The sequence below is a fragment of the Emticicia sp. GW821-FHT11C11 genome, assembly GCF_058808615.1.
The window spans coordinates 551811-574211 of the sequence record NZ_JBXARV010000001.1 but is presented as its reverse complement, the minus strand read 5'-3'; the positions used below and the strand labels follow the sequence as shown (position 1 = coordinate 574211).

Below are 22401 nucleotides of genomic sequence, written 5' to 3'. Positions count from 1 at the left end.
TACGTGATTCTTAATTATCACGGATCAGCTTGATAAATCCTCTTTTTTTATCTTCCCTGCCGTCTATCAAAACGATTTTTGCCTGATATGGGTACGATCCCGTTGGCATTTTTTCACCTTTGTAAGTGCCATCCCAGCCTTTTTCGTGGTCGTTCTGAATTGTCTCATTGTTGTAATAGATAACTTCACCCCATCTGCTAAAAATGCTTAATTCGACGTTTTCAATGCCCTTTCCAAAAATCGTCCAGTATTTTCCCTGGGTTCCGTCGGGAGTAAAAGCATCCGGATAAAAGACCTCACAAGGTTGTGCATTTATTGCCGCCGGAAACAAAGTTGAATCTTGACAAGTACCATCATTGACTACCAGAATTACGTCCAGAATCCCCTCTTTTCTTGTCAAGGTAATTGCAGGAGAATTAGGCGAGCCATCGGCATATCTCTTTCCGTCAACATACCAAGTCCATAGCAGCATGTTTTCGGTAGCGCTTCTTAAAACAAACGAATTGGCTGAACATATTAAATTCGAATCGTTTACCATTTGCGCTTTCGGTTTCGACCGAACAAAAATGGAGGTATCTTTCGTAGCCAAGCATCCGTTTAAATCCCGTATTGCCAGAGATATTTTTATTGTTCCTGCCTTTTCAAATTTATGTGCAGTGTTAAAATTAGTTGAGTCAACTGGTGTACCGTCTCCGAAATCCCAATAGAATGATTTAACATTACTGAAGCCTGTCAGATTCTGAATTTTCACCTCCTCCCCTTCACAAATCACCTTGCTGCTAATGCCCATTTTTGCGTTTATCGACTGATAAGTTCTTATCTGTGACCTTCTTGTATCATAACTGTTACAATATGTTTTTGAGGTCATTATTACATCATAAACTTTGTTAGGCCCATAAAATTTATGTGTAACCAGTTCACCCGATGCAGAATCAAGCAGGGTATTTCCGTCTTTAAATGCCCATAACACTTGGTAAGGTATAGGCGTAGACGCATCTTTAAAAGTTACAACACTGCCTACGCAGACATTTTCAGTGGGTGAAATCGTAAAAAAGGCATCGATGCTTCTCGGGCTCACCACAACTTTAATAGAATCGGTATTAGTGTCACATGTATTTTGTACTTTAATTTTCACATAGAAGGTTTTTTCTTCTGTTCCATCAACTACAAATTCATGTTTGATTGTATTTTCTCTGCCGGATGTGGTTCGTTTGGGGGTACCATCTCCAAAATCCCATTCGGAAATTCCATCAGCACCAGTTGAACGATTAGTAAATAAAATATTAGCCGGACTACAGCGGGCAATGGTTGAATCAGCGCCGATAGCGGCTTTGGGCTCAGGTTTTACATTCAAATCAAGCGTTTTGCTTTGTGGACTCCCACAACCCGTATTTGCTTTAACCGTTATGGTGATTTTTTTAGTATCTACTCCCTGATTAATATATGACTTATCAGGTGGTTGAAATCCACTGAATGTAGTTCCATCTCCCAAATCCCAGGCATAACTGACATCATTTCTATTATTGCCCGTAACATTAAATACTACTTCAACAGGTGAACAATCTCTGTTTTGTGTTAAGCTAAAATCTATCGGGTCTGCCGGTGTATTTACAGTAACTGTCTTTTCGGAAGTATTTTTACAAAGTCCTGCTCCGGCAGTTAATTGAATAACAGAATTACCTGCGCTCAAATCAAACTGTGGCTGTGCCTCTGTTGATTTCAGAATCCCATTCACATGCCATTCAAATACACTGGCATTCTTTGAGTCGTTTTTTATAACAGGCTTCTGACCCATGCAAATACTGTTATCAATCGTAAAAACAGATTGCGGATTGCCAATCGTTAGAGTGGCGCTGTAGCTGGCAGGACAACCGTTAACTGCTTTTGACTCATAGGTAAACTTTAAGGTATTTTCAGTTAATATTTTAGTCAGATCGATGGTATTTCCGTTAATACATGACGATGAAGCACATTCTACGCTATTCCCGGCAATTTTCCAGATACCGCCCGCTGGCTCTGCTTCTAAAACTACAGATGGAACTCCCTGACAAACGGAAATATCTTTTGCAAAGCCTGAAACACCTTCCACATTGATTGTTTTTTGATCTTTCACTTCACAAACTCCTTTTCCGCCTGAATAAACTATTGTGTATTTTCCTGTGGCTGTAGGAGTAAAATAAGTATCATTCCCTGTTTTTTTAATCCACTGGCTTGGCTGCCAGGTTCCAACTCCATCCGGGTCTGACACACTTAAAAGAATATCTGGTGAATTCAGACAAACAACCGCCGGAATATCAGTAGTTATTTTGACAGGTTTAAACTCTCTTATCTTAAATGAGATTTCATCTTTCAATGTACTACCGCAGGCTGTAACCAATGTAGCTTTAACAACATATGGAGTTGGGGCTATTTCTAACAATTTACCTTCAGGCGGAAGCGGCGCATCATTAATTGTGTAAACTGCACCCGGTACAGGATTATCTATTTTATAAGTAAACGCCTTACAGGTATCTGCCCGGACAGGTATTTTTAATGTCGGTTCCTGAACAACAGTCACATCAATACTGGCACTTACAGGGCAGTCTGCCCCTCCGTTTTTGAAAGTAAGTTTAAATGCTCCCACCTTATTAGGATAGAAAAAGTACTTGTCGCCTTCTTTCTTAACCAGTCTGTCATCTTCCCATTTGCCACCACCTGATGGGTCACTTACCACGATTTCAACCTTTGAAGAATTGAGGCATAAGGTATTTTGGGGCAATGGAGTGATTGACACGGGCTTAATGCCTTTCACATAAAATTTTCTACTGCCTGCAGTTCCACAACCACTTGCCGAATTTGCAGAGATAGTATGCTCTTCGTCCGAGAGGTCTAGATGTATCCCTTCAGCAGGTAAAACCTTACCGTCCAGATAATACGTTACACCCGGCTCCGGGTTGTCAATTTTTACCGTAACCGGCTTGCAACTGCTGAAATCTTTTAATGTTATGACCTTATCCTTTACTACTTTGTAAGTCATGGTTTTCCAGTCACTCCAGACATTACAGGCATTTTTGACCCTTAATCTAATGCTATAGGTACCTTCGGAAATGAATTGTAATTTAGGGTTCGGAGAATTCCGGTCAGTCGTCTCAATGTATTGAACATTAGGTCCACTAATATCCCATTGATATTCATTAGGGTCATTTGAAGATGACCTTCCATCGAATCTTACGATCCCTCCTCCGGACAGACAAATTAAATTTTCACCTCCAAAAACTACAACAGCGGAATCTTTAACCACTGGCTGGGGCGGATCCAAGACTACTAAAGTCTGGCTATAAGTGCTTACGTCACACTTATTTCTTGCAGTTAATGTTATGGTATAACTACCTTTTTTATTATAGGCGTGTGAAGCAGAGGTCCCTTTCGGTGAGCCATCACCGTAATCCCATTCATAAGTTGAGCCTTCTCCAGGTGTAGACTCATTGTTAAATGTTACGTTTGTGTTATTCCCCAAACAAATTTTGTTTGAGGTTAGTGAGAATCTTGCTATTGGTGAATTAATAAAGGTAAACTCATTTAAGCCTCTGTCCGGATCAGGATTACAAGAAACATCATTATACGCTATAATTCTTACGACTATTATTTTTTCATAGTCCGATGAATTCGCAAAAGACTCTACATCATATTCATGTGGCGGGATATCAAAAAAGACCGGTTCATCTTTTGTTGCAGCAATAACCCTCTTTTCCTTATACACATCAGACGGTTTGTTAATATCCCAGATAACGTCAAATCCGGTTATTCCACAGTGATTTTTAGGAATTTGCCCTTTAAAACAAACCGTTACTTTTTTTTGTCCTCTAACACAGATATTCTGGTCATTGCACAATGCAAGCGTCACAGTTTTAGATTCAGTTTGCCCAAATAATTCTAAAGAAAGCAATAGTGATAAAAGTAGTAAGCAAAAGTTTTTCATTATAATTCAGATAAGTGCACACAGCATTGTTGCAACTCGTAATTTAGCATTTACTTAAATGTTTTTCTATTATAAAAATAGTTCTTTATAATAGAAAAATATGCACTTCCATTAACTTTTTTAGCCCCATTCTTATAAACACTAGCAAAAGAACCAACAAACAAATATATTTGAATAATGAATTTGTAAACCATTATGGTAAAAAAATTACTTTTGCTGATTACTTCTATAAACATTTGTATTGAGAGCTTTGCACAAGACCCTCAATCGTCACTGTTTAATGCTACTCCACTTTATCATAATCCGGCATTTGCGGGTAGTACCGCATTTTCTCGATTTTCTATGAGCCATAGAAGCCAATGGATTTCACTGGGCAATTTTGCGGCTTATAACACGCAAATGGCCTCATTTGATACGTACATTGACAAACTGCACTCCGGCTTTGGAGCAAGTATTATAAACGATACTCAGGGAGCCGGTTTTCATTCTTTTAGTGGTTCTTTTGCCTATTCGTTTAATTTAATCAATGCAGAAAAAAATGGAAGACTGCACCAAGTATGGCTTGGTGCTGAAGCCAATTATAAGCGGCGCTGGATCAGTGACGAAGACATGACATTCGTCTATCAATACAATTCGAATGGGTTTGACGGTTCAATACCTTCTCCTGCTTTAAACTCAAGCCTTTTCAGGAGTTCACTTATTGACTTTGGAAGTGGTATCGTTTACGCCACCCGGAGCACGCATAATATAAATGAACCGGCTTTTATTGCCGGCTTTTCTATGCAACACATGGGGCAAAGTGGCTTCAAAAACACTAAAATGACATTCCATCTCAGCAAAACCATACCTTTAACTAATGAAACAGGAACTGATGAGAATTCCCTTGTTTTTACAACATACTATAGAAGAATGTCAGGGAATCAACAGATAGATGTCGGCATTAACAGAATTAATGGAAGCTTTATGTATGGAGTATGGTATAGGGGGATGCCGTTTTTAAAGAATAACGGAATAATACAAAGTGATGCCATTTACCCAATGATTGGGCTGCAGTCTGACAAACTAAGAGTTACTTTAGCATATGACATCCCCATAACCGCTTTAAGATCCAGCGGATCCTTTGAGATTTCCGTCGGATATGTTTTTGCAAGAGGCTTCGACTTTAAAACACATACGTCTGACGACCGTACAAGGTGTACCCAGTATGGTTATTACTGGCTGTTTTAATATCCCCTAAATTAGAATACTATAATTAACTGGCTGCCGCAGCAGCCCTTCTGCGATAAACGAAATTAACAAAGGTGCTTAGCAGTACCAACAGCCCCATTTTTTCATTGTCATCCACATTGGCTGTAATCGTTCCCTCATCTGTCCAGAAATGTCTGGTTTGTTCAAAATCTACTACATCTCTGTTTGTATCATCCAAACTCCACTTCGTATTCCAGAAGTTTTTAGTTCTCATCACAAACTTTTCTCCATTTATCAAGCTAATCTCTGCCTTTTGTTTCCAGCTCGAAAACACCACCTCGCCAATCAATTGCTGGTTATCGTCCCGGTAAATTTCATAATTTGAATTCCAGAAACTCTTCTTTTTGAACCAGTATTTTGTATGCTTGAAAACCCCCGCGACATCGGTTTTGAAATTACCGAATTGTACATAACCTACCTCTGCATCTCTCTCAAGTATTTCTATTTTGTTGTGGAGTGCTTTTTTAAAATAGTTGAACGTGTTTCTCATCTTATTTTCAGTTTATAAAGTAAAAATAAGGGTTAATCTGACAAATACTTTCAAATTTATAGAGACGGGCTACCGTATGGATAACAGGTCTTTTTTAAGGATATTGTCAGTCTTCCATCACGGGTATATCAGCCTCTTTAATCAGGCTTATATCTGTATTCTCAATACCCTCCTTTACTAATCTGTTTGCCTGCTTCTCATACGTTTTTTCGAAGACATTCCGCGCCAGGCGACCATTACCAAACGATGAGTCACGGTCTTCATAGAGCTTCTTAAAAAGTTTATAGACTTTCTTTTTAGCCGCTTCCTCTACTGTCAATTGCACTTTCTGCGTCTGTATCAGAAATATCTCCAGTATTTCTTCGGGTGTATAATCTTTAAACCCAATGTATTTATTAAACCTTGAATGCAAGCCCGGATTTGAATTGATAAACTCAGTCATTTTTTCTTCGTATCCGGCCACAATCACCACAAAATCGTTGCGGTGATCTTCCATATACTTCACGATCGTGTTCACAGCCTCGGGGCCATACGTATCATCGGTATTCAAAGCATAAGCTTCGTCAATAAACAAAATACCACCTGTAGATTTCTGACATACCTCCATAGTTTTCAATGAGGTCTGTCCGGTATATCCTGCCACTAATCCGCTGCGGTCGGTTTCATACAGATGACCTTTACTCAGCACACCAAGCGCTTTAAAAATCCTGGCCAGTAAACGCGCTATTGTAGTTTTACCGGTACCGGGGTTGCCATGAAAAACCATATGCAGCGAACGCTCCGGTACTTTAATACCCTGTTCTTTCCTTATTTTCTCAATCTTCAGCACATTAACCAGGCTGCTTACTTCGTCTTTTACATTCTGTAGCCCTACTAAGGCATTCAGTTCGGCCAGCAATTCATCCAACGTTTTTTCGGGCTCTACAGGTGGGGTGGCAGTTGGGGCATTCTGAGTTGTTTTTCCAGATTGATTTACCCTTACTTCAGGATTAATCATTTTCGTAAGGCCGTCAAGCCCTCGTAAAATCACATGAAAAGGATTGCCACCCTGCTCCTGCTGTGGCTGTGCAGAATAATCCTGCTGCTCTTCTGCAGGTTTTGAATAAATATCTTTCTCGCGGTAAATCTGTGGTTCTTTGCCTTCCTGCCTGTCTTTCACTACTTTATAGAATGCCGCTATGTATTCTTCAATAGTATTATCTACTCTCACTTTTCTTTCGGCTGTACCGAACACCACCGAATCGGGGGTTGGGCATCTTACCGTAACCGTGTTGTCGTACGGAAATTCTATTACTTCCACATCGCCATACTGGTCACTATCTACCAACAGAATTCTTTGCGTAGTAGCCAACAGTAAAACATGGCGGGAGTTCCAGTATCCATGCACTGAAGCATCAATGTATTCATCTTCGCGAACAATACTCGGCAAAGCCTTGAATTCATTGCGGAGCATCAGCAATGCGAAAGGATTTAAATCTATTTGTCGTTTGATTTGTCCGTAGGTCGGCATTTGATTCAGGTAATTTGTCAGTCTAAATTAAATCTATTATTTTCTTTAAAACAACCTGATAAATGATGAACAGCCTGAAACACAGGAACAGGCCTGAGTTTTGTCTGATGAATGCGGCACCGCTTAAACAAGGAAGAGGTAAGTCTATCTGCAGACTTACCTCTTCCTGACGGGTAAATATTCTCTATGAATAATCAGGCTTTAGGATACACCCAACCATTTCTGTATTGACGACTGAGGTATTTATTGGCAGCCGGATCGTTCGTGAATATCTCCTTTTGCGTATCCCATTCAAGGCTTTTACCTGATTTCAGTGCAGCCATGCCCAGTAAGCTCATATTGGTAGCTCGGTGCCCTTTCAGAATATCGGCAAATGGTAATTGTTTGCTTTTGATAGACCTCAGTAAATCGGCAAAAACAAGATCGATGTTCTGCTGGTCTGGCAGGTTTAATACCGGATCCTGATGAATAATTTCTTTTTTCGAATCGCGCGGGTAAAACGTCCAGCCGTTTATCCACCCCATGTGGAATGTCCCTTCGGTGCCATGAAAATACACACCTACATTTTCGCTTTTCGAAGTCGGTCTTCCGTTCAGCGTGCTGTGTTCCCAGGTACAGGTAAAGTCTTCAAAGTCATAGACTACTATCTGGCTTTCAGGGGCATTGTTGTTATTGGTATTGAATTTATCGGTAGCTATTGAAAATACTTTCTTAGGTCCTATTTCTTCTGTCCACCACAAAATCTGATCAAACCAGTGCGGGCCCCAGTCACCTACCGTTCCATTGGCAAAATCTACCTGATTACGCCAGTTTCTTGGATGTATCGCTGGGTTATAAGGCACTAACGGCCCCGGCCCACACCACATGTTCCAGTCGATTCCTGCCGGTGCAGGTTCATCAGGTGTTACCTTTCCTTGTCCGAAACCGTAGGTTACAAAGGCGCGAACTTCTTTTATTTTTCCTACTTTACCAGATTTCAAAAACTCCTGTCCACTTACATTATGCGGTGAATACCGGCGGTGAAATCCTGTAATACATATTTTCTGGGTATCGCGGGCCGTTTTTACAATAGCCTTTCCTTCATTAATAGTGTGCCCGATTGGTTTTTCCAGATACACGTGCGCTCCGGCTTTCATGGCGTCAATAGCTATCAGTGCATGCCAATGGTCTGGTGTGGCATTTATTACAATCTCAGGTCTCTCTTTCTGTAATAACTCCTGATAGTTTTTATAAATCTTTGGCTGGTCGTTGGTCAACTTCGCTATTTCACCCAGACATTGCTTGATTTGCCTGTCGTCTACATCACAAACGGCTACAATCTGGCATTCACCTGACTTGATGGCTTCTCTCACAATGTTGGTTCCCCACCAGCCCGTGCCAATCAGAGCGGTTTTATATTTTGACTGCGAGGCGTAAGTTATAAACGGGCGGGAAACAAGCGCCCCCGTGGCAAGTGCAGAAGTGCGAATAAAGTCTTTACGATTCATGATTTAATTAAGTGTTTTGAATAGAATTTCAGAAAATTAAGTTTTATCCGATTATCTTGCAAAACAATTTGCAAAAGTTTACTCTATGCTGCAAAAACCTCTACTTAAAACTGAAATTCTTGCAGGCGTTTCTACTTTTCTGGCAACCATGTACATTATTGTGGTCAATCCGGCCATTTTAAGCCAGTCAGGAATGTCTTTTAACGGTGTGCTTACTGCTACAGTTTTGCTTTCATTCTTCTGCAGTCTGATGATGGGTATTTATGCCAAAAACCCCATTGTTGTAGCTCCCGGAATGGGCATGAATGCCTTTTTTACCTTCACGGCTGTAAAAGGCATGGGCATATCCTATCAGGTTGCATTGGGGGCCGTTTTCTGGGCCGGCGTGTTATTTTTGTTGTTGTCGGTATTCAATATCAGGTCTCAGATTCTAAAGGCTATTCCAAAACCGCTGCGTTATGCTATTTCAGCAGGGATAGGACTTTTTATCACGCTGATCGGCTTTGCCAACGCCAAATTTATTGTACCTAATCCGGCTACTATTATAGGTATTACCAACCTGCACGACCCTGTCATCATTACTTTTCTGATAGGGCTGGCCATCACCATGATTTTACTCGTGAAACGTATACAGGGCGGTATCATTGTCGGTATTCTGACTACTACGCTGTTGGCTATTCCGATAGGCCGTTGGTGGGGCGATGCTTCAGCTGTTAATTTTGGTCAGGCAACGCTCGTGACATGGCAGGGAGTTTTTTCGGCACCTGATTTCAGCCTGTTGTTTCAGCTCGACATCATCAATTCATTAAAAATAAGCCTGATACCCGTCATATTCGCCTTTGTTTTCACCGATTTGTTCGACAGCCTGTCCACGTTTGTAGGAGTAGCCGAAGCGGCAGATTTATATGATGCAGATGGTGAGCCACGAAATATCAAACAATCGTTGCTGACTGACGCAGTAGCTACTACGCTGGGAGGCTTACTAGGCACCAGTCCGGGCACTGCCTATATTGAATCGGCCGTGGGCATCAGCCAGGGCGGGCGCACAGGTATCACCGCTATCACGGCAGGGATACTCTTTTTACCATTCATGTTTTTGTCGCCCTTACTCAGCATCATTCCTGCCATTGCCACTGCACCTGCACTGATAATAGTAGGTGTACTCATGATAAAGCCCGTTACGAAGATTAAATGGGACAAACTCGACGACGCCATTCCGGCCTTTCTGGCTATGGTGCTGATTCCTTTCACTTATTCCATCACGCAGGGCATCATCTGGGGTTTTCTGGCATGGACCATCATTAAGCTGGTTACCGGCCAATCGAAAGAGGTTTCTCCGGCACTGATAATCATTGATATTTTTGCACTCTGGGCTCTGTATTTAGGGCATTAATTACACTTCTGATGAAAAAGAATTCCGTCTATTTATTATTGACCTTCGTTTTTTTAAACGTAACTACCCCGTTGATTTCAGTGGCACAGAAAATTGCCATTCTCGGCGCTATGCCGGAAGAAATTCAACTGCTGGAATCTCAGTTAAAGCACGTTCGCACTAAAAACATACTGGGCTTTCAGTTCAAGACCGGGAAACTGAACGGAAAAAAGGTGATTCTTACCGAAACCGGTATAGGCAAGGTAAATGCTGCCGTTGTCACTACGTTGATAATTAAGGAGTTCCATCCTGAATCAGTCATTTTCACCGGTATAGCAGGAGGTATCAGCGAGAACCTGAATCAGGGTGATATCGTAATCGGCAGCCGTCTGACCTATCATGATTACGGCAGATTAACCAATGAAGGGCTAAGCACCAATGCGACCCGGAATCCCCTGACTAAACAACTAAACCCTGTCTATTTTGCATCTGACTCTCTATTGGTTGCACTGGCTGTGCAGGCATCAAAAGAAATTCATCTACAGAAAATTTCAGCCGAAAGCCCACAACCGACAATCTCGGTGGGAACTATTGTGACGGGAGATACATTTGTTACTTCAAGCACGGCGGTGAGCCATTTCCATACAACCTTACAGGCCAATGCAACAGAAATGGAAGGTGCCGCGGTAGCTCAGGTATGTTTTCAGCTGAATGTACCATTTCTGGTGATCAGAAGCATCAGCGATAAAGCCAATGAAAAAGCTTCTGTAGATTTTTTAACTTTTAAGAAAATTGCCTCTGACAATTCAGCTATGCTGGTTAAAGAGATACTCAAAAAACTATAATTAGTAAATGACTTACGATTTTGACGAACTAATTGACCGCACACATACTGACAGTGCCAAATGGAAAAAATACGCAGGAAAGGATATTATACCCCTATGGGTAGCCGACATGGATTTCAAATCATCACCGGCTATATTGAAAGCGCTCGATAAAGTAACGAAAGAAGGGGTAATTGGCTACTGGCAGATACCGGACGAACTAGTGGAAGTGACGCTTAAGCGGCTGGAAGAACGACATAACTGGAAAGTACCCAAAGAATGGCTGGTGTGGCTGCCTGGAATGGTGCCCGGTATAACACTCACCTGCATGTGCGTAGGCAATGATGACGACGAAGTGATAACAACCGTACCTGTTTATGGGCCTTTTATGAAAGCTCCCATAGCTGCCCGCAAGAAGCTGGTGAAAGTACCTATGAAAGAAGAGAATAATCGTTGGACGCTGGATTTTGAAGCAATTAAGGCCGCTATAACCCCTCGTACACGAATATTCATGTTGTGTAATCCTTATAATCCGGGCGGTACGGTTTTTTCAAAAGAAGAATTACAAACGCTGTCTGACATTTGTACAGCTAACAATATAGTGATTTGTGCCGACGAGATTCATTGTGATTTGATATTGGACGAAACTAAAAAGCATATTTCAATCGCAACGCTGAACCCGGAAATTGAGAAAAATTCGGTTACATTGCTGGCACCAAGCAAAACATTTAATATTGCCGGGCTGGGTTGCTCGTTTGCTGTGATTCCAGATGCTGAATTGAGAACTAAATATGCCAGCCTTCGATACATTCTCGAGCCTATGGTATCGGCTTACGGGTACGAAGCTGCATTAGCCGCTTACCGCGACAGCGATGATTGGCACCAGCAATTGCTGGCTTATTTACGGAAAAACCACGAGTACATTCTGAAAGAAATGAACTCGTTTAAAGGTTTTAAAATGCTGCCGCTGGAAGCCACATATTTAGCCTGGATAGATGTACAGGAGACCGGAATAGAAAATCTGGCGCAAAAATTGGAAGAAGCAGGCGTAGGCATTTCGGATGGTGAGTTCTTTTTTGACGGCAAGGGTTTTATTCGTCTCAATTTCGGCACACAAATGAGCCGATTGGTAGAAGCCGTTGAGAGAATGAAGAAAGTTTTAGAAAGGAAATAGATATATCATTTTCGGCTTGAAAATGATATATCTATTATTAATTGCTATAGAAATCCTTGTTTTTTCCTTAAGATAAGAACGTTACTTTTCGGAATTAAACTGAAGTATTTCCGCCATTGCATTTCTTGCTAATGTCCAATATTCTGTTTCATCTACACTTAATAAATCAAGTCCTTTATGAAGATAAACCACAGCATTTTTTACATCTCCTAAATTTTTATAACACAATCCCATTTTAACATAAGCTATATTTCTGTTAGACTTACATTCATTTGCCTTTTTTTCAAATTGTATAATAGGCCTTATTTTAAAAATTGAAAAATTCTTTCTAGCTTCATAACTAGCTGAATAGTATGGTTCAACACATTGAGCTAACAAATTTGCGAGCCAATTCACATTTTTTGAATAGGATTCATAAGCGGCAGCGGCCTCTTTCCAAGATTTTGCCTCATATAAAGCATCTGCCTTCATTTTCATTTCATCAACAGAAGCAATTGTAGGAACTCCATATTTTTCTATCTGTTCCAATTGTCTAGAGATATCTAAAGGATCATCTTTTACTTTAGTTTCTTCTTTGGTTTGAGCAAACGCTGATGTGCATATACACATCAAAAAGATAATAATTAGGTTCTTTTTCATTTCACATTTAAAGTTTAAAGTTTCAGAAGAGTAAGTTTAGTTAATTTTATATTAAAATGGCTTGTTAAAGTCCCCCAATATAAAGAATTAAAAAACTATTTTGACAATAATATTGTAATAATATCTGGAGTAAATTAACACAGTTAAAAATCAATTATGCGGTTTTTAAGTTTAAAATGACCACAATAGCAATTTAGAAATAGTTGGAATAATTACTGTTAAATCAAAGAGATAAATTCTAATTCCACATGCATGAAATTGAACCTTTTTATAACTGGCAACGGTATTATCTGTCGGAAGAAGACGAAAAATCTCCTTTCTATGGCCGTACCTATGGTATAGAATATGAGGATACTATCTATGGTTATTATATTGACCCCAACTGGGACCACATAGGTTCCGAAACACTGTACTGCAAGATATTGATGGTCGATTACGACCTGCGTTATGCGGTTATTGAGCTTTTTGGCGAATGGAATGACACCCTGCACAATGATATTATGTTTCTGAAAAGAACTGTCATTGATAAACTCAATAAGCAAGGGATTAATCAATACCTATTGATTGGTGAAAACCTTTTTCAGTTTCATGGCGGTGAGGAAGATTACTACGAAGAATGGTTTGAAGACGTAGAAGATGGGTGGATAGCTGCTATCAATTTCCCGGGTTTTATTCAGGAAGAGTTCAGACGATACCGCCTCGATTCTTACATCAATTTCGGAGGCACACTTCAGGTTGGCAACTGGCGAACCTTAAAACCACACCAGTTTTATGATGTGGTAAAGGGGGTGATTATGAGGAGGCTGACGTAATATAAAATAAGGGGTGGAACAACATTCCACCCCTCGTTATTTCTACTTCATCAATTTCCTGTCTTTCAGCCAGTCCTCCATGCGGTTAGCCCAGGTTTCTACAGGCCCTCTGCCTTGTTTCTTCAAGCCGTAGCCATGCCCACCCTTTTCGTAAATATGCATTTCAACAGGTACTTTGTTTTTCTTACATGCCAGAAAATATGCAATGCTGTTTTCAGGCTGAACCCAATCGTCTGTAGTACTTACCAGAAAAGTCGGAGGGGTATCTTTAGTTACCTGTTTGTCGTTCGAATACAATTCTATTTTATCTACCGAAGGGTTCTTCCCAATCAAATTATCTCTTGAACCCAGATGCCCATGTCTGTCTCCAAATGAGATTACCGGATAAATCAGTAAAGAAAAATCCGGACGAACACTCACTGATGGGTCAGTTACCTCTCCTACCTGTGTTGTGAAATGCGTAGAGGCTGTTGAAGCCAGGTGTCCTCCGGCCGAGAAACCCATAATACCTATTTTATCAGGTGCTATACCATACTTGGCTGCATTTTTACGTATAAGCCTGATAGCCTGCTGTGCATCCTGCAGAGGTCTGATCTCATCATTATCAAATAAATCATCTTGTGGTAAACGATATTTCAATACAAAGGCTGTCATACCTCTTGCATTAAACCATTTAGCAATATCATAACCTTCATGGTCAATCGCCAGAATGCCATATCCTCCACCGGGACAAATAATAACGGTTGCGTCAGAGGTTTTCTTTTTGGCCGGATACACTATCAGAGCAGGTTGGGTTACATCTTTCACACGTGTAACGCCGTCGGAAGTTTTGGAATCCTCAGGCACCTGCTTTTTTAAGCCGGGGGTGGCATCAGTATAAAGCAAAATAGTTTCGTTTTGAGCATAAAGATCTGACATGAGAGTCGCGGTGAATAGTATTAGAAACAATTTTTTCATTGAATAATTTTTGATAGGTTGTATAATAGACGGTTATTTTACAAAGTTGGAAAAAAATATTGTTTCTGGCACATTTCTGCTAATATTGTAGAGCTATATCTTTAATATGCTTCCTGTATACGAAAAATACCTCCGGTTTGTTCAAGAATTATCCCCCCTTTCGCAGGAAAGCATTGATGCGCTTGTGCCATTTTTATCTCAGAGAACATTCGCCCGGAAAGACTTTCTGGTTCGGCAGGGAAATATATCCAATGAAATGCATTTTATTATTTCTGGTTCTGTAAGAGAGTATTTTGAAGACGCCAAGGCCAATGAAATCAATACATGGTTCGGGTTTGAAAACGCCATTGCTGTATCAACCTACAGTTTTTTTTCACAGAAACCTAGCCTGACCAACATTCAGGCATTAGAAGATACCGATACAATTGTATTGAAACATGAAGACATTCAGCAACTTTTCGACCGGTTTCATGAAATAGAAAGGTCAGGGCGTCTACTGGCCGAACAATACCTTGTGCAGATAGAAGAAATCAAGATTATTCTGCAAACACTTACGGCGAAGCAACGCTACGAATATCTGCTGCAACACAAGCCCGAATTCATTAAACGAGTACCGCTTAAATACCTGGCCTCATTCTTAGGTATAAAACTGGAAACACTAAGCCGTGTAAGAGGGCAGAAATAAATCGTATTATTACGGTTTGACAATCGAATCCGGTCATTAATCAAATTATTTGACATATATCAAACAGTTATCTCACAAAAAACTGCCTAATTTGAAATCTGTTCATTCAATTCTATCTTACACATGAAAAAAATCGCCTTTTACCTTAGCTTTCTAACGCTATGTTCGTCTCTGACCTATGCACAAAAAGACGTACAGAAACGCTACCAGACTCAGTTTATCATGGCTGAAAACGGTTCAACTATTGAGTTGGACGAAGGCTCTTTTACTTTCTCAGCCAGCCTTTCAATGGAAGGAAAAAAGAACATAATCATTAAAGGGAAAGGAAAAGATAAAACCATTTTGTCGTTCAAAGGTCAAACCGAAGGAGCCGAAGGGATACGTGTCTCAAATGCTGAAAATATCATTATTCAGGATCTGACAGTGCAGGATAGCAAAGGCGATGCCGTAAAAACCATGAATGTGAAAGGTATTACGTTCAGAAACGTAAAAACCGAGTGGACAGGCGCCCCTAAAAAAGAAAACGGCTCATATGGTTTGTATCCGGTGCAATGTGAAAAGGTACTGATTGAAGGCTGTGAAGCCATCGGCGCTTCTGATGCAGGTATTTACGTGGGGCAGTCGAAAGACATTATAGTTCGTAAATCTCGTGCCTATCATAATGTGGCAGGTATTGAAATAGAAAACTCGCTCAATGCCGATGTCTATGAAAACGAAGCCACCGAAAATACCGGGGGTATTCTTGTATTCGATCTGCCTGACTTAATCCTTAAAAAAGGTGGATACACCCGCGTTTTTAATAACAATATTCATCATAACAACCTACCCAATTTTGCCCCGAAGGGTAATATTGTAGGCAAGGTTCCGGATGGTACAGGCGTATTGATTCTGGCAGCCAATAATGTAGAGATATTCAATAACCAGATTATCAATAACAAATCTGTTAGTACCGGTATCATCAGTTATTTTACTACAGAAAATCCAATCAAAGACCCTACATACTACCCCTACCCTGTCTCTATTAATATTCACGATAACGTCTATGAGCGCGAACACGTGAAAACAACAGGCAAAGGTCGTTTCGGACAGATGTACCGGTTTAAGCTGAGATTCGGTAAGAATGTACCGCACATTCAATGGGATGGTATTGTTGACTCAAAAAATCCGGAGAAAGTTCTTTGTATTAAAAACAATAAGAATACCTCCTTTGCTAACCTGGATGTGGAGCATAATTTCAAGAATGTTTCACGCGACGCCTCAACTCACGACTGCACACTGGAAAGTCTGAAAGTGGCCACCATTGATTAATTGACCGGGCAGGAGCCTCAAATTTCATGCAGAAAATTGTTTTTTTATTCATAGCCCTTGGCATTTTTGCTTTTACTTCTTTCAATCAACAAGATGAAATCACGAAAGTAAAGGCAAGTCCGCCTAAGGAAAAATTATCTGATTACAAGTTTTTTGAAGGTAACATAACCGGGCAAAAACCGGCAACGGGTGTTGTCCCGTTTTCATTGAACACACCCCTTTTCAGCGATTATGCAGAAAAATTGCGGTTTATAAAATTACCTGAAGGTGCCAAAGTGGCTTACAATGCCACGGAGGTATTGGAGTTCCCTGTGGGTACTACACTCATCAAAACCTTTTATTATCCTAACGATTTCCGTAATACCAATAAAGGTCGGAGAATCATGGAAACACGCCTGCTGATACATGAAACCGATGGCTGGAAAGCACTGGCCTATGTCTGGAACGATGAACAGACTGAGGCTTATCTGGAAGTAGCCGGCGATACCAAAGAAGTTATTTATGTTGACCTGAACGGCAAAAAGAAAAAACACGAATACAGTGTACCGAATCTGAATCAGTGTAAGGGATGCCACAACAGAAACGAGGTGATGTCGCCCATTGGTCCGTCGGCACGACAGCTCAATGGCAGTTACAGAGCCTGGGGATTGCAAGAAGATACCGAAAATCAACTTATTACCTGGCAAAAAGCCGGACTCCTGCCAGACCTGCCTGCTATAGAACAAGTACCCAAGGCACCTATATGGAATAAACCTGAAACCGGAACCATTGACGAAAGAGCCCGTATCTGGCTTGATATCAATTGTGCGCATTGCCACCGCTTAGGTGGGCCTGCCCAAACCTCCGGGCTCAATCTGAGCATACATGAGACCGATCCGCTTGCCTTTGGTATGCTAAAAACCCCCGTAGCTGCCGGGCGGGGTTCAGGAAACCGGAAGTTTGATATTGTACCCGGCAAGCCCGACGAATCTATTTTACTCTACCGAATTGAATCGACAGACCCGGGCGAAATGATGCCGGAGTTAGGCAGAAAAACCAACCACAAAGAAGGCATTGACCTGATTAAAGAATGGATTAAACAAATGAAAAAGTCTTAAGCATTGCGCTTAAGACTTTTTCATTAATACACTTCTTCCCTCCCCTCGCCATTCTATTCCATCGTTTGGTCATATTCCCGTTCACCGGCTTTTTTATCCCGCATAGATTTGTTCAGCAAAAACAACCATGCTTTATGAAAAAGCTATTTCTTTTTATCATTTGTCTGCTTGCATTAACAAGCGTCCAAGCCCACCCGGGTATTGGCATTGCCTGTAATTCAAAAGGAGAAATTTTCTACAGCGATTTAGCCAGAGTCTGGAAAGTTTCAGCCGATGGTAAATCTAAAAATGTGGTTATACCCAATGTACATACCCATGAGCTACACATGGATGCACAGGATAACTTGTACGGCGAGCACCTGTGGTATGAAGGCGAAGCCACCAACAAATGGGGTCATTTTGTATGGAAATATGATGCCCATGGGAGTTTCACAAAAGTAATACCCAATAAGGAAGGCTTTTTGAGCAATTACAGTTTCAATCGCGATACAGCGGGGAATATGTATTGGATTGAAAGAGGTAAAAAAGAGAGCCTGCTAATGAAACGCGCCATTGACGGAACCATATCTATCGCACAAACCCTGAAAACCGTTGATGCGCGTTGGCAGCACTGCAGCAAAGATGGCACTTTTTACTATGTAGATGATAATGATTTATTCAAAGTAAAAGACGGCAAGGTATCAGCACTTGCTTTGAATCTGGACGATGTAAAGGGTTATAATCTGACCGGTAAGCCCAATCATCATATTTTCGGTATCTGGGCTGGTAACGCCAACGATATTTATGTGGCGGTGTATGACAAAAAAGAGATACGAAAGATTGGCAAAAGTGGCAAAGTAACTGTGACCTATACCAGTGAGCCGGGCTGGGGCCCTACAGGCGGGCTTTTCGATAAAGAAGGGAATCTTTGGGTACTCGAAAACAATGCACTAAATCAGGTCAGGGTTGTGAAGATAAATCAGTCCGACTTAGGTAAAGTATCTGCTGATAAATCCGGTATTGAATCGTTTATTTTCAATATTATTAGCCTTTTACTTACACTTGGTTTTATCGCTTTTCTTGTCAGAAAATTTCCTGTTATGAAATCTCTCCGGCTTATTACTCAAACCCTGTTTTTCATCTGCTTTGCTTCATCCGGGGCTTTTGTCCAACAATCAGGCATTGCTGTCGGAGCCGATGCGCCTGCTTTTGACCCCTATCATGTATCCGGTAAAGACAAAGGCACAAAAACATGCCCTATCTGTAAATACGGTACCCGAACCGATGGTTTGATGATATGGATAAACGATGACATGAAAAATTATGAACCTCTGCTTTTATTTCTTGAAGCACAATACATGATCAAAAATGCCAGTCAATGGAAAACCTTCGTAATCTATATGAATCCCAAACGTGAAAAACCGGAGGTACTTAAACAAAAATTAAGTAATTACGCTGAGAAACTGAATCTGAAGAACGTCGCACTTACATTTATTTCTTCACCGACCGATGCAGAAACAGCCGGAGTATACCAGATTAATCCCGTGGTTAAAAACACCATTTTTGAATACAAAAAGAGAGTAATCTCAAAAAAAACAATCGATTTTAATGTCAACACTGAAAGTTTTAGTACATTAATAAACCTCTAACATTTATTACTATGAAAAATCAAAAGCTTCCGATCCTGCTTACCCTATTCAATCTGGTTTTTCTGTTATTCATTGCCGCCAGACCTAATCAGGAGAACTTCGAAAAAATCGTTGTAAAAGAGTTCGAAATGGTTGATAAAGCAGGCGTGAAACGTGCCTCATTAAAAACCGAGAGCGATGGGTCAGTAATTATGCGTCTGATTGATAAAACCGGAACCATCAGAGTGAAACTAGGTGCAGATGAAAACGGTTCGGGCTTAGTGTTATTGAACAGCGACACAGAAGTAGGTCTGCACGCGCTAGTCAAAAAAGAAGGCACCAAACTTGTATTAGTTGATAAAAACGGCAAAAAAAGAGAGTTTTAATCATGAAAAAGCACTTCAAATATCCGTTTGCCGGTTTCATCTTTTTCTTGTTGAGTACAGGTATACTCCAGGCGCAAAAAACAACTCCATTTGCGGTTTATGTGGGCACGAGTCCATGCGGAAATATCATCAAACCCCTCTTAGGAGTTAACGATGACAACGAATGCGATTTCACAAAATGGACGCTGACCCTTTACCCGCAAAAGGTTAATGACCCGGCACCTGTAAAACTGGTATACCGCTTTGGCATAAGTAAGCCTAACACCAGCGGTTTTATGGAAGAAAAAAGAGTAGAATTTGAAGGGCACTGGACTATTCAGAAAGGCACTAAGACCAAGCCAAATGCTATTGTTTATCAGATAACGCTCCATCATGCCGATAAGAATCTGCTTTTTGTCAAATTAAGTGACAACGCCATTCACATGCTCGATAGCCAGCGGAACCTGATGATAGGCAACGCCGGTTATAGTTATACATTCAGTAAAGCCAAACCCTGATGCATTATGAAAAATATTATGCTGATATTTATATTCGCTTTCTTTTTTCATGAAGTTTATTCTCAAAGAAAAGGCATAGAAAACGAACCGTATGTTACCACGTCTTCCAAACCTATTCCATCGGGTAAAGATGTCTATGGCATCTTTGAAGGAAGAGGTGCCTGTCAGGAATTAGCTAAAGTACTGAATAAAGAAGTTTCACCCGACTGTTTTAAAACCAAGTGGGGGCTTGACCTTTATCAGCACCCGGAAACAAAGGCTCCGACCACTTATGTATTAGAAGGCTCGTTTTTCAGACAAGCCATTCGCAAAGGGACATGGAGCATTACAAAAGGCACAAAAACTGACCCTGACGCGCTTATCTTTGAATTAGCGGCAGACAATCAGCAAACTATTTTTCTGCTGAAAGGGGATGATAACGTATTGTTTTTCTTAGACAAGGATAAAAATATATTGACAGGCAACGAACATTTTAACTATACGCTTAACCGAGTACAGAAGAAACCGGCAGAATGAAAATTAAGCAACTGAAATACTACCTGATTCCCGCTTTCTGGATCATCGTAACGATTCTGATGATTGGACAAGACCTGCTGTTCAGTACCTTGAGAGGGAATCCTGTAGTATGGTCAGATATTCTGATTTTTAAAATCAAGTGGTTACTCTATATCCCGATTACATTTTTTGTGTTTTGGCTGGGAGAAAAATTACCCCTGCAAACACCGTATATCTATAGAAATCTGTTTATAAACTTACTGGTTTCTTTAACCGTAAGTTTGCTTGCAGTAGTGGTATATTCTGTATTGGTAACCTGGCTTTGGAACTGGTTTATCGGACAAACCGTATTCATCACCATCTTTAAACGTAATCTGTCGGTTTCACTATTTAACGAATTCGTCAATTACTGGATCATCCTGGCTGCGCACAAGGCCTATATCATTTTCCGACAGTTTCAGCAGGCACAGGTCGATAAAGCCAATCTTGAAAAACAGTTGACTGATGCCAAGCTTAGTTTTCTGAAAATGCAGTTACAACCTCATTTTCTCTTTAATACGCACCACAATATTATCGGGCTCATGCAAAAGGGAGACACCGAAAAAGCTACCCGGATGTTGATGAAACTGAGCGATTTATTACGTTTGAGTCTGAAAGAAAACAATGATGATCTGGTTCCGCTGAAAAACGAAGTGCATTTATTGCAGCTTTATCTCGACATACTGAAAGTCCGCTTTGAAGAGCGGCTCGACTACCGGATTTCCATAAGCAATGACCTGCAAAAGGCTTTTGTACCTCCTATGCTTTTACAGCCACTTGTGGAAAACGCTGTTAAGTATGGCATTGAACCTTTTGCCAAACCGGGTATTATTGAGATACTGGCGCAAAACGGGCAGGATAAACTGAAATTGCTGGTAAAAGACAATGGCATTGAAACGTTTGAATCATTCAATTTCGGAATAGGATTGATGAACACACAAGAACGCTTAAAGAACTTATTCGGAGAAGACGCAAGCCTTGATATTACCAGTAATCCATCTGATCGTGGTGTAACTGTTACCATCACTTTACCTCTTATCAAATGACCTATACAGTTGTCATAGCTGACGATGAACCTATTGCCAGAGAAATACTGCAAAAACAACTGCAGGACTATCCTCAGGTGGCGGTTTTAGCCGTTTGTTCTAACGGGAAAGAGGCACAAACAGCCATAGAAAAACACCAGCCGGATCTGGTTTTTCTTGATATTCAAATGCCGGAACTGAACGGGATTGAACTGGCTAAAAGCATAACTATTGAAAAGCTACCACTCATTATATTCGTTACAGCATTTGATAATTATGCCTTGCAGGCTTTTGAAGCCAATGCCATTGATTACCTGTTGAAACCCTTTGACAACGAACGTTTCGACAGAACTTTTCAGAAAGCGCTGAAGCAATTGCAACTATCAGACAAAGATGATTTGTCTCTGGCTTTTGATAAATATAGCAGGCTGTTTCAACAGTTTGCACAACCTAATTACCCGGAGATAGTTACTGTAAAAGATGGAGGCAGAATACAACTGCTCAAAACAGCTGACCTGATGTATATTGAAGCAGAGGGCAATTATATAGCGCTTCATACCGAGAAATCGAAACATCTGTTGTATGAAACGCTTACGAGTTTCGAACAAAAGCTAAATCCCAGGTCGTTTGTAAGAATACACCGCTCTACGATTGTCAATATCAATTTTATTAAAGAAATCCAGTCACATTTCAATGGTGACTACTCAGTGCTGCTAAAAAACACCAAGGTTTTGCGCATGAGCAGAAATTACAAAGAAAACCTGCTCCACTAGGCCGCTATTGATTCTTTC

At 40.7% G+C, this 22401-nt stretch carries 20 protein-coding genes; 14 read left to right on the top strand and 6 right to left on the bottom strand.

Features of this window, described 5'->3' with window-relative positions; genetic code table 11:
• Positions 1-10: 10 nt before the first annotated feature.
• A complete protein-coding gene (locus AC1RRY_RS02355; RefSeq protein WP_492818351.1) occupies positions 11-3883 on the bottom strand; it encodes a PKD domain-containing protein in 3873 nt (1290 codons plus the stop codon).
• A 270-nt stretch (positions 3884-4153) separates the two neighbouring features.
• Here AC1RRY_RS02355 and AC1RRY_RS02350 point away from each other — a divergent pair, with 270 nt between their 5' ends.
• Entirely contained in the window at positions 4154-5185 is a 1032-nt protein-coding gene (locus tag AC1RRY_RS02350) for a PorP/SprF family type IX secretion system membrane protein (protein WP_492818353.1), read from the top strand.
• Between the two features lie 25 nt (positions 5186-5210).
• Here AC1RRY_RS02350 and AC1RRY_RS02345 read toward each other — a convergent pair whose 3' ends face one another.
• The 3 genes from AC1RRY_RS02345 to AC1RRY_RS02335 all read right to left on the bottom strand — a co-directional run bounded on the left by AC1RRY_RS02345 (position 5211) and on the right by AC1RRY_RS02335 (position 8693).
• Positions 5211-5696 carry a hypothetical protein gene (locus AC1RRY_RS02345; RefSeq protein ID WP_492818355.1) on the bottom strand — a complete coding sequence of 162 codons (486 nt, stop codon included), beginning with the start codon at positions 5694-5696 and terminating at the stop codon, positions 5211-5213.
• A 106-nt stretch (positions 5697-5802) separates the two neighbouring features.
• Positions 5803-7206, bottom strand: a complete 1404-nt coding sequence (locus AC1RRY_RS02340) for an AAA family ATPase (RefSeq protein WP_492818356.1) — start codon at positions 7204-7206, stop codon at positions 5803-5805.
• Between the two features lie 194 nt (positions 7207-7400).
• Positions 7401-8693 (bottom strand): Gfo/Idh/MocA family protein, encoded by a 1293-nt coding sequence (locus tag AC1RRY_RS02335; protein WP_492818358.1) that lies wholly within the window; start codon positions 8691-8693, stop codon positions 7401-7403.
• An 85-nt stretch (positions 8694-8778) separates the two neighbouring features.
• On the opposite strand from AC1RRY_RS02335, the gene AC1RRY_RS02330 reads away from it, so the two are divergent.
• Genes AC1RRY_RS02330 through AC1RRY_RS02320 form a run of 3 tightly spaced genes read left to right on the top strand, consistent with a single transcriptional unit; the run spans position 8779 to position 12063 of the window.
• On the top strand, positions 8779-10086 hold the full coding sequence (locus tag AC1RRY_RS02330) for an NCS2 family permease (protein ID WP_492818360.1): 1308 nt from the start codon (positions 8779-8781) through the stop codon (positions 10084-10086).
• Positions 10087-10097: 11 nt separating this feature from the next.
• Positions 10098-10910, top strand: coding sequence for a 5'-methylthioadenosine/adenosylhomocysteine nucleosidase (locus tag AC1RRY_RS02325; RefSeq protein ID WP_492818362.1), 813 nt, complete (start codon positions 10098-10100; stop codon positions 10908-10910).
• Positions 10911-10917: 7 nt separating this feature from the next.
• Entirely contained in the window at positions 10918-12063 is a 1146-nt protein-coding gene (locus AC1RRY_RS02320; protein WP_492818364.1) for a MalY/PatB family protein, read from the top strand.
• Between the two features lie 81 nt (positions 12064-12144).
• Here AC1RRY_RS02320 and AC1RRY_RS02315 read toward each other — a convergent pair whose 3' ends face one another.
• Positions 12145-12702: a hypothetical protein gene (locus AC1RRY_RS02315; protein WP_492818366.1), complete on the bottom strand. Its 558-nt coding sequence runs from the start codon at positions 12700-12702 to the stop codon at positions 12145-12147.
• 248 nt (positions 12703-12950) lie between these two features.
• Here AC1RRY_RS02315 and AC1RRY_RS02310 point away from each other — a divergent pair, with 248 nt between their 5' ends.
• A complete protein-coding gene (locus AC1RRY_RS02310) occupies positions 12951-13514 on the top strand; it encodes a hypothetical protein (RefSeq protein ID WP_492818368.1) in 564 nt (187 codons plus the stop codon).
• Positions 13515-13556: 42 nt separating this feature from the next.
• On the opposite strand, the gene AC1RRY_RS02305 is transcribed toward AC1RRY_RS02310, so the two are convergent.
• Entirely contained in the window at positions 13557-14432 is an 876-nt protein-coding gene (locus AC1RRY_RS02305) for an alpha/beta hydrolase (RefSeq protein ID WP_492818370.1), read from the bottom strand.
• Positions 14433-14577: 145 nt separating this feature from the next.
• Between AC1RRY_RS02305 and AC1RRY_RS02300 the strand changes: the two genes are divergently transcribed.
• The 9 genes from AC1RRY_RS02300 to AC1RRY_RS02260 all read left to right on the top strand — a co-directional run bounded on the left by AC1RRY_RS02300 (position 14578) and on the right by AC1RRY_RS02260 (position 22383).
• Positions 14578-15156, top strand: coding sequence for a Crp/Fnr family transcriptional regulator (locus tag AC1RRY_RS02300; RefSeq protein WP_492818372.1), 579 nt, complete (start codon positions 14578-14580; stop codon positions 15154-15156).
• Between the two features lie 123 nt (positions 15157-15279).
• Positions 15280-16464, top strand: a complete 1185-nt coding sequence (locus AC1RRY_RS02295; protein ID WP_492818374.1) for a parallel beta-helix domain-containing protein — start codon at positions 15280-15282, stop codon at positions 16462-16464.
• Positions 16465-16490: 26 nt separating this feature from the next.
• Positions 16491-17561 (top strand): SO2930 family diheme c-type cytochrome, encoded by a 1071-nt coding sequence (locus AC1RRY_RS02290; RefSeq protein WP_492818376.1) that lies wholly within the window; start codon positions 16491-16493, stop codon positions 17559-17561.
• A gap of 134 nt (positions 17562-17695) precedes the next feature.
• Positions 17696-19189: an NHL repeat-containing protein gene (locus tag AC1RRY_RS02285; protein ID WP_492818378.1), complete on the top strand. Its 1494-nt coding sequence runs from the start codon at positions 17696-17698 to the stop codon at positions 19187-19189.
• An 11-nt stretch (positions 19190-19200) separates the two neighbouring features.
• Positions 19201-19554 (top strand): hypothetical protein, encoded by a 354-nt coding sequence (locus AC1RRY_RS02280; RefSeq protein ID WP_492818380.1) that lies wholly within the window; start codon positions 19201-19203, stop codon positions 19552-19554.
• Positions 19555-19556: 2 nt separating this feature from the next.
• Positions 19557-20051: a hypothetical protein gene (locus AC1RRY_RS02275; protein ID WP_492818382.1), complete on the top strand. Its 495-nt coding sequence runs from the start codon at positions 19557-19559 to the stop codon at positions 20049-20051.
• 6 nt (positions 20052-20057) lie between these two features.
• Positions 20058-20567, top strand: coding sequence for a hypothetical protein (locus tag AC1RRY_RS02270; RefSeq protein WP_492818384.1), 510 nt, complete (start codon positions 20058-20060; stop codon positions 20565-20567).
• A complete protein-coding gene (locus tag AC1RRY_RS02265) occupies positions 20564-21631 on the top strand; it encodes a sensor histidine kinase (protein ID WP_492818386.1) in 1068 nt (355 codons plus the stop codon). The genes AC1RRY_RS02270 and AC1RRY_RS02265 overlap by 4 nt, the downstream gene beginning before the upstream one ends.
• On the top strand, positions 21628-22383 hold the full coding sequence (locus tag AC1RRY_RS02260; RefSeq protein WP_492818388.1) for a LytR/AlgR family response regulator transcription factor: 756 nt from the start codon (positions 21628-21630) through the stop codon (positions 22381-22383). The genes AC1RRY_RS02265 and AC1RRY_RS02260 overlap by 4 nt, the downstream gene beginning before the upstream one ends.
• The last annotated feature ends 18 nt before the right edge of the window (positions 22384-22401 follow it).